The 14,983-nt window shown below is 73.8% G+C and carries 9 protein-coding genes; 2 read left to right on the top strand and 7 right to left on the bottom strand.

Going from position 1 to position 14,983, the window contains the following annotated elements; all coding sequences use genetic code 11:
• Nucleotides 1–93 precede the first annotated feature (93 nt).
• Nucleotides 94–1,827: an ABC transporter ATP-binding protein gene (locus tag AB0Q96_RS22805; protein ID WP_365328203.1), complete on the top strand. Its 1,734-nt coding sequence runs from the start codon at nucleotides 94–96 to the stop codon at nucleotides 1,825–1,827.
• Nucleotides 1,827–3,752, top strand: a complete 1,926-nt coding sequence (locus tag AB0Q96_RS22810) for an ABC transporter ATP-binding protein (RefSeq protein ID WP_365328205.1) — start codon at nucleotides 1,827–1,829, stop codon at nucleotides 3,750–3,752. Before AB0Q96_RS22805 ends, AB0Q96_RS22810 begins: the two co-directional genes overlap by 1 nt.
• Before the next feature lie 87 nt (nucleotides 3,753–3,839).
• Here the strand turns inward: AB0Q96_RS22810 and AB0Q96_RS22815 are convergent, their stop codons facing one another.
• From AB0Q96_RS22815 to AB0Q96_RS22845, 7 genes are all read right to left on the bottom strand, one after another.
• Nucleotides 3,840–4,952 (bottom strand): RNA polymerase sigma factor, encoded by a 1,113-nt coding sequence (locus tag AB0Q96_RS22815; protein ID WP_365328207.1) that lies wholly within the window; start codon nucleotides 4,950–4,952, stop codon nucleotides 3,840–3,842.
• Nucleotides 4,953–5,021: 69 nt separating this feature from the next.
• Complete coding sequence (dnaG, locus tag AB0Q96_RS22820) at nucleotides 5,022–6,917, bottom strand: DNA primase (RefSeq protein ID WP_365328209.1); 1,896 nt, start codon at nucleotides 6,915–6,917, stop codon at nucleotides 5,022–5,024.
• A 22-nt stretch (nucleotides 6,918–6,939) separates the two neighbouring features.
• On the bottom strand, nucleotides 6,940–8,202 hold the full coding sequence (locus tag AB0Q96_RS22825) for an FAD-dependent oxidoreductase (RefSeq protein ID WP_365328211.1): 1,263 nt from the start codon (nucleotides 8,200–8,202) through the stop codon (nucleotides 6,940–6,942).
• Nucleotides 8,203–8,331: 129 nt separating this feature from the next.
• Nucleotides 8,332–9,657 carry a deoxyguanosinetriphosphate triphosphohydrolase gene (locus AB0Q96_RS22830; RefSeq protein ID WP_365328213.1) on the bottom strand — a complete coding sequence of 442 codons (1,326 nt, stop codon included), beginning with the start codon at nucleotides 9,655–9,657 and terminating at the stop codon, nucleotides 8,332–8,334.
• Nucleotides 9,658–9,716: 59 nt separating this feature from the next.
• Nucleotides 9,717–13,241, bottom strand: a complete 3,525-nt coding sequence (locus AB0Q96_RS22835) for an NB-ARC domain-containing protein (RefSeq protein ID WP_365328215.1) — start codon at nucleotides 13,239–13,241, stop codon at nucleotides 9,717–9,719.
• Nucleotides 13,242–13,325: 84 nt separating this feature from the next.
• A complete protein-coding gene (locus AB0Q96_RS22840; protein ID WP_365328217.1) occupies nucleotides 13,326–14,069 on the bottom strand; it encodes a sirohydrochlorin chelatase in 744 nt (247 codons plus the stop codon).
• A gap of 207 nt (nucleotides 14,070–14,276) precedes the next feature.
• Entirely contained in the window at nucleotides 14,277–14,978 is a 702-nt protein-coding gene (locus tag AB0Q96_RS22845; RefSeq protein WP_365328219.1) for a hypothetical protein, read from the bottom strand.
• Nucleotides 14,979–14,983 lie beyond the last annotated feature (5 nt).

Below are 14,983 nucleotides of genomic sequence, written 5' to 3' on the forward strand. Positions count from 1 at the left end.
CGGGCCCTCGCTTCGTAAAGACTTTCCCAGGGCTGCTCTCCGGCCCCGAAACCGAGTCGTAACGCCGCGGGGGCGCGGGCGATAGTAGAACCCGTGCTCATAAGACTTCTCCGAACCCACCTACAGCCGTACAGAAAACCCATCGCCCTGCTCGTGGTGCTCCAGCTGCTCCAGACCAGCGCCACGCTCTACCTGCCGACCCTGAACGCCGACATCATCGACAACGGTGTCGTCAACGGGGACACCGGCTACATCCTGCGGTTCGGCGCGCTGATGATCGGCGTGTCCGTGGTCCAGGTCTTCTGCAACATCGGGGCCGTCTACTACGGGGCGCGCACCGCTTCCGCGGTCGGCAGGGACGTGCGGGCCGCGGTCTTCGACCGGGTGCAGTCGTTCTCGTCCCGCGAGGTCGGGCACTTCGGCGCGCCGTCGCTGATCACCCGGACCACCAACGACGTGCAGCAGGTCCAGATGCTGGTCCTGATGGCGTTCACCCTGATGGTGTCCGCGCCGATCATGTGCGTCGGCGGCATCGTCATGGCGCTCGGTCAGGACGTGCCGCTGTCGGCGGTGCTGCTCGCGGTGGTGCCGGTGCTCGGCATCGCCGTCTCGCTGATCGTGCGGAAGATGCGCCCGCTGTTCCGCACCATGCAGACCCGCCTCGACACGGTGAACCGGGTGCTGCGCGAGCAGATCACCGGCAACCGGGTCATCCGCGCCTTCGTGAAGGACGACTACGAGCGCGAGCGGTTCAAGGGCTCGAACGCCGAGCTGACCGAGGTGTCGATGTCCACCGGGCGGCTCATGGCGCTCATGTTCCCGACCGTGATGACGGTCGTGAACGTGTCGTCGATCGCCGTCGTCTGGTTCGGCGCGCACCGCATCGACAGCGGCGGGATGGAGATCGGCGCGCTGACCGCCTTCCTCGCCTATCTGATGCAGATCGTGATGGCCGTCATGATGGCCACCTTCATGTTCATGATGGTGCCGCGGGCCGAGGTGTGCGCCGAGCGCATCGAGGAGGTCCTGGCGACCGAGTCCAGCGTGGTCCCGCCGGCCGCGCCGGTGACGACGCTGGGGCAGCGCGGGCACCTGGAGGTCAAGGGCGCGGACTTCCGGTACCCGGGCGCCGAGGAGTCGGTGCTCAAGGACGTCGGCCTGGTCGCCCGGCCGGGCGAGACGACCGCGATCATCGGCTCGACCGGCAGCGGCAAGTCGACCCTGCTGGGGCTGGTGCCGCGGCTGTTCGACGTGACGGGCGGCGAGGTCCTGGTCGACGGCGTCGACGTGCGGGAGCTCGACCCGACGCTGATGGCGAGGACGGTGGGCCTGGTCCCGCAGAAGCCGTACCTGTTCTCCGGGACGGTCGCGAGCAACCTGCGGTACGGGAAGCCGGACGCCACCGACGAGGAGCTGTGGCACGCCCTGGAGGTCGCCCAGGCCGCCGACTTCGTGAAGAAGCTGGAAGCCGGGCTCGACGCGCCGATCGCGCAGGGCGGCACGAACGTGTCGGGCGGGCAGCGGCAGCGGCTCGCCATCGCGCGCACGCTGGTGCAGCGGCCCGAGATCTACCTGTTCGACGACTCGTTCTCGGCGCTCGACTACGAGACGGACGCCCTGCTGCGGGCGGCGCTCTCGGCGGAGACCTCCGACGCGACGGTGGTCATCGTCGCGCAGCGCGTGTCGACCATCCGGGAGGCCGACCGGATCGTGGTCCTCGACGAGGGCCGGGTCGTGGGCACCGGACGGCACCACGAGCTGATGGCGGAGAACGAGACGTACCGGGAGATCGTGCTCTCCCAGCTGACCGAGGCGGAGGCGGCCTGATGGCGGGTCCACGTATGCCCATGGCCGGCGGTGGCCCCGACCAGCGCTCCATGGACTTCAAGGGCTCCGGGAAGCGGCTGCTCAAGCAGCTGGCGCCGGAGCGGAGCTCGCTGTGGGTGATGCTCCTCGCCGGCGTGCTGTCGGTGGCGGCCTCGGTGGTCGGGCCGAAGATCCTCGGCCGGGCGACCGACCTGATCTTCGCGGGCGTGGTCGGGCGGCAGATGCCCGAGGGCACCACGAAGGAGCAGGCGCTGGCGGGGCTGCGCGCCAAGGGCGACTCCGGGATGGCGGACATGCTGTCCGGGGTGGACTTCACCCCGGGCAAGGGCATCGACTTCACGGCGGTCGGCGAGGTCCTCGGCCTGGTCCTCGTCGTGTACGTGCTGGCGGGCCTGCTGATGCTGGTCTCCACCCGTATGTCGATCAAGGTGATCAACCGGACCGTGTACCGGATGCGCGAGGACGTCCAGACGAAGCTGGCGCGGCTGCCGCTGTCGTACTTCGACAAGGCGAAGCGCGGCGAGGTGCTGTCCCGGGCGACCAACGACATCGACAACATCTCGCAGACCCTCCAGCAGTCGATGGGCCAGCTGATCAACTCGCTGCTCACGATCGTCGGCGTGCTGGTGATGATGTTCTGGATCTCGCCGCTGCTGGCGCTGGTGGCGCTGGTGACGGTGCCGCTGTCGGTGGTGGTGGCCACGAAGATCGGCAAGCGCTCGCAGCCGCACTTCGTGCAGCAGTGGAAGTCCACGGGCAAGCTGAACGCCCATGTGGAGGAGATGTACTCCGGCCACACGCTGGTGAAGGTCTTCGGCCGGCAGGAGGAGTCCGGGAAGGACTTCCACGAGCAGAACGAGGCGCTGTACGAGGCCGGGTTCAAGGCCCAGTTCAACAGCGGCGTGATGCAGCCGGTGATGATGTTCGTGTCGAACCTGAACTACGTCCTGGTGGCCGTGGTCGGCGGTCTGCGGGTGGCGAGCGGCAGCCTGTCCATCGGTGACGTGCAGGCCTTCATCCAGTACTCCCGGCAGTTCTCGATGCCGCTGACCCAGGTCGCCTCGATGGCGAACCTGGTGCAGTCGGGCGTCGCCTCGGCCGAGCGGATCTTCGAGCTGCTCGACGCGGAGGAGCAGGCGCCGGACGGCCCGGTCAGCGAGCACCCGGCCGACCTCAAGGGCAAGGTCGCCCTGGAGGGCGTGTCCTTCCGGTACGAGGCGGACAAGCCGCTCATCGAGGATCTGTCGCTGGTGGTGGAGCCGGGTCAGACGGTCGCGATCGTCGGTCCGACCGGTGCGGGCAAGACGACGCTGGTGAACCTGCTGATGCGGTTCTACGAGGTGACCGGCGGCCGGATCACCCTCGACGGCGTCGACATCGCGAAGATGGCCCGCGAGGACCTGCGGGCCGGGATCGGCATGGTCCTCCAGGACACCTGGCTCTTCGGCGGCACCATCGCCGAGAACATCGCGTACGGCACGACGCGCGAGGTGAGCCGGGCGGAGATCGAGGAGGCGGCGCGGGCCGCGCACGCCGACCGTTTCGTCCGCACCCTGCCCGAGGGCTACGACACCGTCATCGACGACGACGGCGCGGGCGTCAGCGCCGGCGAGAAGCAGCTGATCACCATCGCGCGGGCGTTCCTGTCCGACCCGGTGATCCTGGTCCTCGACGAGGCGACGAGCTCGGTCGACACCCGTACCGAGGTGCTGATCCAGAAGGCGATGGCCCGGCTCGCCCACGGGCGGACCTCGTTCGTGATCGCGCACCGGCTCTCCACCATCCGGGACGCGGACGTGATCCTGGTGATGGAGAACGGTTCGATCGTGGAACAGGGCACGCACGAGGAGCTGTTGTCCTCGGGCGGTGCCTACGCCCGGCTGTACGCGGCCCAGTTCGCGCAGGCGGTCGCCGAAGTGGACTGACCGGCGGCCCCGTTCGCCGAGCACACCCCATGGCCCATGCCGCGTGACGCGCGGCATGGGCCGTGTGCGTCCCGGGCCGGGGGCCGGCTAGTCGAGGTAGCCGCGCAGCTGGTCCGCGTAGGCGTGGTCGCGGAGTTTGCCGAGGGTCTTGGACTCGATCTGGCGGATGCGTTCGCGGGTCACGCCGAAGAGCTGCCCGATCTCCTCCAGGGTGCGGGGCCTGCCGTCGTCGAGGCCGTAGCGGAGCTGGACGACCTTGCGTTCGCGCTCGCCGAGGGTGGAGAGGACGGCCTCCAGGTGTTCGCGCAGCAGCAGGAAGGCGGCGGACTCGACGGGGGACGTGGCGTCGCCGTCCTCGATGAGGTCGCCGAGGGCGACGTCGTCCTCCTCGCCGACGGGGGCGTGCAGCGAGACCGGCTCCTGGGCGAGCCGCAGCACCTCGCCAACCCGCTCGGGGGCGAGGTCGAGCTGGGCGGCGACCTCCTCGGCGGTGGGCTCGTAGCCGCGTTCCTGGAGCATCCGGCGCTGGACGCGGATGACCCGGTTGATGAGCTCGACGACGTGCACGGGGACGCGGATGGTCCGGGCCTGGTCGGCGAGGGCCCGGGACATCGCCTGGCGGATCCACCAGGTGGCGTACGTGGAGAACTTGTAGCCGCGCGCGTAGTCGAACTTCTCGACGGCCCGGATCAGGCCGAGGTTGCCCTCCTGGACCAGGTCGAGCATGGTCAGGCCGCGTCCCACGTACCGCTTGGCGACGGAGACGACGAGCCGCAGGTTGGCTTCGATGAGCCGGCGCTTGGCGATCCGGCCGAGCACCACGAGCCGGTCCAGGTCCAGGGCCAGCCGGGTGTCCAGGGCGGGGGTGCGGGCCAGTTTCTCCTCGGCGAACAGGCCGGCCTCGACCCGGCGGGCGAGGTCGACCTCCTCGGCCGCGGTGAGCAGCGGGACGCGGCCTATCTCCCGCAGGTACTGCCGGAAGAGGTCGGAGGAGGGTCCGCTGCCGCCGGGGTCGGCACGGCGGCGGCGGGGCGGGACCTCGGGTTCCTGTTCGGCGGCGCCGAGTTCGGCCGGAGAGGGGTCCTGGGACGTGACGGTCTGGGTCTGCACGGGGGGCGACCTCCGGGGTGGGTGATCGCTGCCGGTCCGGGGGAGTGACGGCAGCGGGACTGCACCGTCACCCAGTGTGGGGTACGACACATCGCCGCCACGAGGGGCGTGCGGTGACTTTTTGAGTCCGGTGCGTGACCGAACGTGTGGCCGCGCCCGTCAGAGGGCGGTGGCGCCGTTGTTGCGGAGCGACTGCCCGTACTGGGTGAGCACCCACAGCTCGTTCTGCACGGCCGCCAGCTGTCCGGGGTCGCCCTGGGCGCCGAGGCGGGCCAGGGAGCCCTGCACGTCGCGGATGCGCCGGTCGACGGCGCGCAGCCGGACGGTGACGAGCTGGTCGCCGGCGTAGGCCTCGTCGACGGTCCTGGCGAAGATGGTCTCGACGGCGAGCTCGGTGACGAGGGCGCGGACGGTGTCGTCGGGCGCGGCCTCGCGGACGGCGTCGAGGTAGTCGGAGGGGGCGTCGGTGGCGCCGCCCGCGTCCTGGACGCACTGGCGGACGGCCGCGTAGGGCGCGGCGGTGAACTCGTCGAGGCCGTACGCGTCGAAGGCCGGGGAGACCAGCTCGGGGCGCTGGAGGGCCAGCTTGAGCAGCTCGCGCTCGGTGCGGTGGGCGGGGCTGCGCAGGTTGAGCGCGGGTCCGGCCGGGGCGACGGGGGCCTGGACCTCGCCGTACGAACGCTGCTGGGGCCGGGAGCTCTGGGCGGGGCCCTTGCCGCCGCCGCCGCGCTGCCAGCGGGCGACCTGGGCGATCCGGTGGACGACGAACTGGGTGTCGAGGATGCCGACGAGGCCGGCGAGCTGGACGGCGACCCGGTGCTGCAGCGCGATGTTCTTGATCTTGGCGACGATCGGGGCCGCCTCGTCGAGGGCGGCGGCCTGGCCCGCCGGGTTCTCCAGGTCGTAGCGGTTCACGATCTGGCGGAGCGCGAACTCGAAGAGCGGGGTGCGCGGCTCGGCCAGGTCGACGACGGCCTCGTCGCCCTTGGCGAGGCGCAGGTCGCAGGGGTCCATGCCGTCGGGGGCGATGGCGATGTACGTCTCGGCGGCGAACTTCTGGTCGTCCTCGAAGGCGCGCAGGGCGGCCTTCTGGCCGGCGGCGTCGCCGTCGAAGGTGAAGATGACGCGGGCCGAGCCGTTGTCCATGAGGAGGCGGCGCAGGATCTTGATGTGGTCGCCGCCGAAGGCGGTGCCGCAGGTGGCGATGGCGGTGGTGACGCCGGCCAGGTGGCAGGCCATGACGTCGGTGTAGCCCTCGACGACGACGGCGCGGCTGGCCTTGGCGATGTCCTTCTTGGCGAGGTCGATGCCGTAGAGCACCTGGGACTTCTTGTAGATCGGCGTCTCGGGCGTGTTGAGGTACTTGGGCCCGTTGTCGTCCTCGCGCAGCCTGCGGGCGCCGAAGCCGACGACGTCGCCGCCGACGTCCTTGATCGGCCACATGAGCCGGCCGCGGAAGCGGTCGATGGGGCCGCGGCGGCCGTCCTGGGAGAGGCCGGAGAGGATCAGCTCGCGGTCGGAGAAGCCCTTGCCGCGCAGGAAGCGGGTGAGGTGGTCCCAGCCGGCCGGGGAGTAGCCGACGCCGAAGTGGGCGGCGGCGGCCTGGTCGAAGCCGCGCTCGGCGAGGAACGCGCGGCCGATCTCGGCCTCGGCGGAGCCGAGTTGTTCGGCGTAGTACTGCGCGGCGGCCTGGTGGGCCTCGACCAGGCGGGTGCGCTCGCCGCGCTGGTGGCCGGGGTTGTAGCCGCCCTCTTCGTAGCGCAGGGTGATGCCCGCCTTCGCGGCGAGGCGCTCGACCGTCTCCGAGAAGGAGAGGTGGTCGATCTTCATCACGAAGGCGATGGTGTCGCCGCCCTCCTGGCAGCCGAAGCAGTGGAAGAGTCCCTTGCTCGGGCTGACCTGGAAGGAGGGCGACTTCTCGTCGTGGAAGGGGCAGAGCCCCTTCAGGTTCCCGCCGCCGGCGTTGCGCAGTTGGAGGTACTCGGACACGACGGCGTCGATCGGGACCGCGTCCCGTACCGCCTTCACGTCGTCATCGTTGATCCTGCCTGCCACGCATGAATTCTACGGGGACGAGTCAGGAACTCAGACGCTCCAGGGGGACGGAGGGGTCGGCGAGGGCCTCGGTGTCCACGGTGGCCCGGGAGCGGATGAGGCTCTGGATCTGATCTGTGACGTCCCACACATTCACGTTCATGCCGGCGAGCACCCTGCCGTCCTTCAGCCAGAAGGCGATGAACTCGCGCTTGCCGACGTCCCCGCGCAGCACGACCTGGTCGTACGAGCCGGGCGGCGCCCAGCCCGAGTACTCCAGGCCGAGGTCGTACTGGTCGGAGAAGAAGTACGGGACCCGGTCGTACGAGACGTGCTGCCCGAGCATGGCGCGGGCGGCGGCCGGGCCGCCGTTGAGGGCGTTGGCCCAGTGCTCGACGCGCAGCCGGGTGTGCAGCGAGGGGTGGTGGGCGGCGGCGACGTCGCCGGCGGCGAAGACGTCGGGGTCGGAGGTGCGCAGCGACTCGTCGACGGCGATGCCGCCGCCGTCGGCGCGGTCGACGAGGGCGAGGCCGGCGTTCTCGGCGAGGGTGGTCCGCGGGGCGGCGCCGACGGCGGCGAGCACGTCGTGGGCGGGGTGCTCCTCGCCGTCGTCGGTGCGGACGGCGAGGACCATGCCGTCGGAGCCGACGATCTCGGTCAGCTTGGCGCCGAAGTGGAAGCGGACGCCGTGCTCGGCGTGCAGGTCGGCGAAGAGCTGGCCGAGCTCGGGGCCGATGACGTGGTGCAGCGGGGTCGGCGCGGGCTCGACGACGGTGACCTCGGCGCCGTAGGTACGGGCGGCGGCGGCGACCTCCAGGCCGATCCAGCCGGCTCCGGCGATCACCAGGTGCCCGTTGTCGCGGCCGAGGGCGGCGAGGACGTTCCGCAGCCGGTCGGCGTGGGCGAGGCGGCGCAGGTGGTGGACGCCGGCGAGCCCGGTGCCGGGGACGTCGAGGCGGCGCGGCTCGGCGCCGGTGGCGAGGAGCAGCTTGTCGTAGCGGATGACGGTGCCGTCGCCGAGGCGGACGGTGTGCGCCTCGCGGTCGATGGCGACGACGGTCTGGCCGAGGTGGAGCTCGATCTCGGCCTGCGCGTACCAGGCGGGCTCGTGGACGAAGACGGAGTCGCGGTCCTCCTTGCCGAGCAGGAAGCCCTTGGAGAGTGGTGGACGCTCGTAGGGGTGCTCGCGTTCGTCGCCGATGAGGATCACCCGGCCGGTGAACCCCTCGGCGCGGAGCGTCTCCGCGGCCTTGGCTCCGGCGAGTCCTCCGCCGACGATGACGAAGGTCTGATCTGCGTCGACCACGTTCATTCCTCCTCGTTGCGACCGGTTCACTACGCTACGCCCCCCTGCCCGGCCCGGGCCGTACCGCCTCGGGGCGTGGATGCGAGGGTCCCGCACGAGCGCGGGAGGGGGAAAGGGGGCGAACGGCCCTCAGCCGCGGGGGGTCCGGAAGCGGGCGTGGAGGCTGCGGGCGGAGGCGTCGGTGAGGGAGGCGATCTGGTCGACGATCACCCGCTTGCGGGAACGGTCGTCGGGCGCGGCGGCGAACAGGGCGCGGAACTGGGGGTCGAGCCCCTCGGGGGCGCGGGCGGTGAGCGCCTCGGCGAGCTCGGCGACGACGATCCTTTGGTCGGCGCGGAGCGCCTCCTGTTCGGCGCGCTGCATCACGTACCGGTCGGCGACGGCCTTGAGGACGGCGCATTCGTTGCGGGTCTCGCGGGGGACGACGAGTTCGGCGTCGTAGCGGGTGAGGCGGCCGGAGCCGAAGGCCTGCCGGGTGGCGCCTTCGGCCGCGAGGCAGAAGCGTCCGATGAGCTGGCTGGTGGCGTCCTTGAGGCGGGCCTGGGCGACGGCCGAGCCGTCGTAGCCGTGCGGCCACCACTCCTGGTCGAGGAGCCGGTCGAGGGCGTCGGCGAGCTCCTGCGGGTCGGTGTCCTCCGGGACGTACCGGCCGAGGGCGACGGCCCAGATGTCGGCGCGCTCGGGCTCGGCGAAGAGCATGTTGGGGTCGATGTGCCCGGCGTGCAGGCCGTCCTCGATGTCGTGCACCGAGTAGGCCACGTCGTCGGACCAGTCCATGACCTGGGCCTCGAAGCACTTGCGGTGGGCGGGGGCGCCGGCCCGGATCCACGCGAAGACGGGCAGGTCGTCCTCGTACACGCCGAACTTCGGCGAGCCGGGGTCGGTGGGGTGGCCGCCGCGCCCCCAGGGGTACTTGGTGGCGGCGTCGAGGGCGGCGCGGGTGAGGTTGAGGCCGACGCTGAGGGGCTTGCCGGTGTCGGGGTCGGCGATGAACCGCTTCGGCTCGATCCGGGTGAGCAGGCGCAGCGACTGGGCGTTGCCCTCGAAGCCACCGCAGTCCTTGGCGACGTCGTTGAGGGCCTGCTCGCCGTTGTGCCCGAACGGCGGGTGGCCCATGTCGTGGGCGAGGCAGGCGGCCTCGACGAGGTCGGGGTCGCAGCCGAGGGCGGCGCCGAGCTCGCGGCCCACCTGGGCGCACTCCAGGGAGTGGGTGAGCCGGGTCCGGGGGCTGGCGTCCCAGGCGTGGCTGAGCGTGCCGGGCGTGACGACCTGGGTCTTGCCGGCGAGCCTGCGCAGCGCGGCGGAGTGCAGGACCCGGGCCCGGTCGCGCTGGAAGGCGGTGCGCCCCGGGCGTTTGTCGGGCTCGGCGGCCCAGCGCTCGGTGGCGGCGTCGTCGTAGCCGGGAGTGTCGTGGCCGAGGGTCTCGTGGTCCGTGGGTTCCGTGATGCCTTCCATGCGTCGACGGTAACGGGCGGGACGGACAAGTGGGGCGATGGCGCGACGCGGAGCGCCGCTCAGGCGCGGAACTCGTAGGCGTACAGGCCGCGTTCGCCGACGGCGACGAGTCCCCGGCCGTCGGGGAGCCAGGCGCAGGAGGTGAACGGGGTCTCGGCGCGGACGCCTGCGACGGTGCGGCCGGAGGTGGCGTCCCGGACCCGGAGCAGGGCGCCTGCGGTGGCGGTCCACCTCCCGTCGGGGCTGACGGAGAGCCCGTCGACCGGGCCGTCGGGGTCGGTGAAGGAGGTGAGGAGGGCGCCGGTGCGGGGGTCCCAGTGGCGGACGGTGCCGGTGGTGGAGGCGGTGAGGAGGCGGCTGCCGTCGGGGGTGCGGGCGAGGGCGGTGAACCGCTCGCCGGGGCCGATCTCGACCTGGTGGGTGGCGGCGGTGCGGTCCGCCGCGAGGTGGACGACGTGCAGCAGGGAGGCGCCACCGGCCGCCCTGCGGGACGGCCGGTGGCGCAGCACGGCGACCCAGGACCCGTCGGGTGCGACGGCGACCGCCTCCGCTCGCCCCGCGGCGGCCCCGGGGCCCGGAAGGGCGGCGGTCCGGCGCTCCGGGGCGCGGTCCCACAGCTGGAGGCGGCCTTCGGAGTCCGCGATCGCGAGCCAGGTGCCGTCGGGTGCCACGGCGAGGGCGTGCGCCGAGGTGCCGGCGCCGAGATCGAGAGCGGTGACCGGCGCCCCCGGTTCCCTGACGGTGGGGCCGAACCGGACCCCGTACCCGTCCCGGACGATCGCCGCGTACCAGCTGCCGTCGGGGGCGAAGGCGACCGGCCCGTCGGCTTCTCCGTCGAGCGAGGACAGGGGGTCGCTCCAGCCTCCGCCCGCCGCGTCGCGGAGCCGGGTCCGGCCGTCCGCGTGCTCGACGGCCAGCCGTCCGGAGTCGCCCGCGACCGTGACCGTCCGCATTCCGCCGGCCTCGCCGGACCGTGGCCGTCCGAGTTCCCGGCTGTCCCAGACCCGTACCGCGCCGTCCTCCCCGGCGCTGACGATCCGGCCGCCGTACGGGGTGACGGCGACGGCGTGGACCGGGCCCCGGTGGGCGCTGTAGCGGGCGCGACGGGCGCCCGTCCACCGGTCCCAGACCGCGACGGAGCCGTCCTCGCCACCGCTGACCAGCCAGGTGCCGTCGGGCGAGACCGCCACGGCGGTGGCGGGGCCCTGGTGCGCGGAGATCCGCGAGGGGGCGCTGCGGGGCGGCGTCTCGTTCCAGATCTCGAGCACCCCGTCCGCTTCGGCGGTGACCATCCAGCTGCCGTCCGGAGCGAGGGCGATGGCATTGACCGGCGCTCCGGCGGTGGCGCCGCGGCGCTCCGTGCGGGCGAGGTCCGAGGACACCAGCCAGACGTGCCGGCGGCCACCGACGGCCAGCCATCCGCCGCCGGGGGCGAAGGCCACGCAGGTGTACGCGTCGCCCCGCTCCGGGACGACCTGGCCGAGGTGCCGCCCGCTAAAGGAGTCCCAGATCTCCAGGGTGCCGTCGGTGGCGACGCTCGCGACGCGGCCCCCGGAGATCGCCAGGGCGCGCACGGACGCCCCGCGGCCCCCGACCGGCCCGAGGACGCGTACCGGCGGGGTGGCCCGGTCCGGGTTCCAGACGTGGAAGGTACGCCCGGGCCCGCCCGTCACGAGCCGGTTGTCGTGCGGGTCGACCGCGAGGACCCGGAAGCGGCTGCCCCGGACGTCGAGGGCGAACTCGCCGCCGCTGTCCGGGTCGAGTCCGCGGGCCATGCCGTCGGATCCGACGGTGACGAGGGAGGCGCCGTCCGATGTGACCCCGACGGACCACACGGGTCCGGTGTGGCCGAGGAAGGTGCGGAGCAGGGCCGGTTCGGGCAGGTCCGGTGGGGTGCCGCGGTGGAGGAGCACGGGTCGGGACGCGAACGCGGGGTCGAGCCGGCGGGTGGCGATCCGGCCGCTCCAGAGGGGCAGCCACTCCAGGCGGGCGTGCAGGACGTCGGTCAGGAGCTCCGGCGGGTCGGTCGGGGTCAGCAGGTGGGCGGCGCGGGTGAGGTCGTCCGCCATGGCCGCTGCCGTGTCGGTGGGGACGTCGAACAGGTCGGCCCAGGCCGCCATGGGGCCGCGCTGGTGGAGCCGGGTCTCGATCCAGCGCAGGTCGCTCGCGAGCCGTTCCGCGTCCTGGATCCGGCGGGCGGCGAGGAGGTGCTCGATCGCGTGGTCGAGGACGTAGCCCCGGACGTCGTCGCCGGGGTTCCAGGGCGTGTTTCCCATGGTGTCGGCCAGGGTGCCGTGCAGGACGGTCGCCGCCGGTTCGCCCAGTTCCTGGTGCAGATAGTCGCGGAGCACGTCGTGGAGGGTGAGGCGGCCTCCGTGCTCCGGGGTGAGGGAGACGAGGGACAGGCGGTCGAACTCGGCGCACAGCGACCTGGTCGCGGCCTCCGTCAGGCCGCCGGTGGCCGCCCACAGGCGGGCGACCAGCGGGACGGGGATCGACTCGTCCTCCGCGAAGACGGCGAGCTCCGCGAGGCGTCGGGCGCCGCCCGGGGGCAGCAGGGTCCTGGCGGCCTCGACGGTCGCCCGTACGGCGTGGGCGCGGCGGGCCGGATCGTCGAGGTCGGGCGGGGCGGTGTCGCCGTCCACGGCGGCCGGGCCGTGGGCGGCCAGGTCGTGGAGGGCTTCCGTCGCCGCCGCGACCGGATCGGTGCCGGTGGACGTCCGGCGGGCGATCAGGCGGTTGGTGAGGCGCAGCAGGAGGGCCCAGCGGCCGGTGGCCTCCAGGAGGTCGCGGACGAGGGGTTCGGGGAGCGGCGGCAGTTCCCAGGTGAGGACGGCGCGGGCCTGGCCGGGCGTCATCCGGTCGACCCGGACCCGCTCCGTGCCGCGCGGCAGGGCGCCGGGGACGCGGGTGGTGACGAGGCGGACGCAGCGGGGGGCGCCGCGCAGGAAGGGGTCGAGCTGTTCGGCGTCCCAGACGTCGTCGATGAGGAGCAGGGTGCGGGGCCGTCGGGAGAGGAGCCGGCCGAGGTGGTCGCCGGCGAGGCCGGGGTCGTCGAAGGCGGTGGTGTCGCCGGTGACGAAGCGCGTCACCTCGGCCACCTTCGCGGCGATCGCGGCGCGGCCCCGGACGTCCCGGCCGATGGTGACGGTGTAGACGCGGCCCCGGAAGCGTCGCCGGACGCGGGGGCTCGCGGCCACCGCCCGGGCGAGGACGGTCTTTCCGAAGCCGCCGGCGCCTTCGAGCGAGGTGGTGAGGGCGACCGTGCGCCCGCGGCAGACCGCGGTGACGGTACGGGCGCGTTCGGTGCGGTCGACGACCCAGTCCGGGACGCTCGGCGCGGCCGGCGGGGGCGGGTCGCCCGCCGCCCCGGGGCCTCGTTCCTGACGCCAGGCGAGGGCGACGGCCGTCAGCACGCCGACGGCCGCGAGTCCGGCGACCCACCACCACGGCTGCTGCCGGATCCGGTCGAGCGCGCCGGGCCAACGGGCCTCCGACGTGGCCGCGTTGGCCGCGAGCGAGGCCAGTACGGCGACGGCCGCGGCGATCCCGGCGAGCGATGCGCCCTTGACGGCACCGCGCACGGGCCACCTCCCCTGTCCCGACTGCCCCGACCCTAACCAGGGGGCGCGCGGGCGGGGTGGCGTTTCGGCCGGGCGTGGCCCGGATCACCGTGCGGCGGCGGCGAGTTCCGGCCGGGGCGTGCGGGACAGGGCCCGCTCGTAGCGGTGCAGGACCAGCCGGGCGAGCGCCGGGTGGGCGCCCAGGGGGGCCGAGGCGATCCAGGGGGCGTGGGCGGCGGCGCGGCCGGCGAAGAGGCCGGGGGCGGTGAAGCAGGAGGCGACGGCGACGCGGTGGCGGCCGCGGGCGGCGAGGGCGCGGACCGCGTCGGGGACGGTGGGGGCGGCGGCGGAGGCGTAGGCGGGGATTACGGGGACTCCCCCGAGGCGTTCGGAGAGCCGGCCGGCGATCGTGCGGACGGTGGCGCCGGACTCGGGGTCGCGGGAGCCGGCGGCGGCCAGGACCACCCCGGTGGCCCGGGAGGCCCCGTCCGCGGCGGCCCACCCGGCTTCGGCGAGCCGGTCGGCGAGCGCCTCGACGAGGAGCGGGTGCGGGCCGAGCGGGTCGGCGACGCGGGCGCCGGGGGCGAGCGCGGCGGCGGCGGGCAGGTCGTGCTTGACGTGGTGGCCGGGGGCGAGGAGCAGCGGCACGAGCACGGCGCCGGGCACGAGCGCGTCCGGGAGCGGGGGCGCGTTCAGCTCGATGTGGGCGAGGCGGACGTCGAGGCCCGGGCGCAGTTCGCGGACCCGGTCGACGAGGAGGCGGAGGGTGGCGGCGGCGCGGGGGTCACGGCTGCCGTGGCCCACGGCGATCAGGGTGGGGGTGCGGCCGGGCGGCTCGTGCGGCGTCATGGGGCGATCCTGGCGGGGCCGGGTTGCCCCGGCGTTTCGTGGACGTCACGAGTGCCCGCGGCGGGGCGGGAGGCCCGGGGCCCCCGACCCCGGCCCGACCGGCCCCGCCGCCCAGGCCACGCCGCCCAGGGCCCGCCCAGTCCCGCCGCCCCGGGCCCGCCCAGACCCCGCCGCCCCGGGCCCGCCCAGATCCCGCCGCCCCGCGCCCTACGCGTCCAGCCAGACCTTCAGCGGTCCGATCGTCGCGAAGCCCGCCGCCAGGGCCGGGGGCAGGTCGTCGCCGGATTCGTAGCCGACGGCGGCGCGGTCGGGGGCGAGGTGGGACAGGGCGCCGGCCCAGGCGGCGGCGGGGTCGGTGCCGGGGGTGGTGAAGAGGTTGGAGATGCCGGTCACGGTGCCGCTGTCGGTGAGGACGGCGCCGCCGAGGACGCTCCCGTCGGGCGCGTGGCCCGCGATGAGCGTGGTGGCCGGGTCGGCGAGGAGTTCGGGGCGGAAGAGGGCCGCCTCGTCCGCGTCGCCGTCGCTCCAGGCGAGGGCCCAGGCGGCGAGTTCGGCGCGGCTGCCCACGGGGCGCCAGTCGGCGGTGACGGCGGGGCGCGGGAGGCCGGCGGGGCGGTGGATCCACTGGGCCTCGAAGAGCAGCCGGAAGCCTTCGGCGGCCAGGTCGAGCCGGGCGTGGCTGTCCTTGACGGAGGCGCCGGGGGCGCTCCGGTCGATGCCGGTGAGGACGTCGGAGGCGTCGGCGTCCTCGGTCAGGGTGACGGCGTCCGGGTAGTAGAGCGGGGTGCGGCGCGGGGCGGTCCAGGCGCGGGGGCCGAAGGTGCCGGGGAGGCCGTGGGCCCGGCACATGGTGTCGCACCAGGCCGCGTTGTTGCGGACGGCTTCGTCGAGCACGGCATCGATGATCATGGGCG

It is taken from the genome of Streptomyces sp. NPDC093111 (assembly GCF_040683955.1).
Taxonomy (GTDB): domain Bacteria; phylum Actinomycetota; class Actinomycetes; order Streptomycetales; family Streptomycetaceae; genus Streptomyces.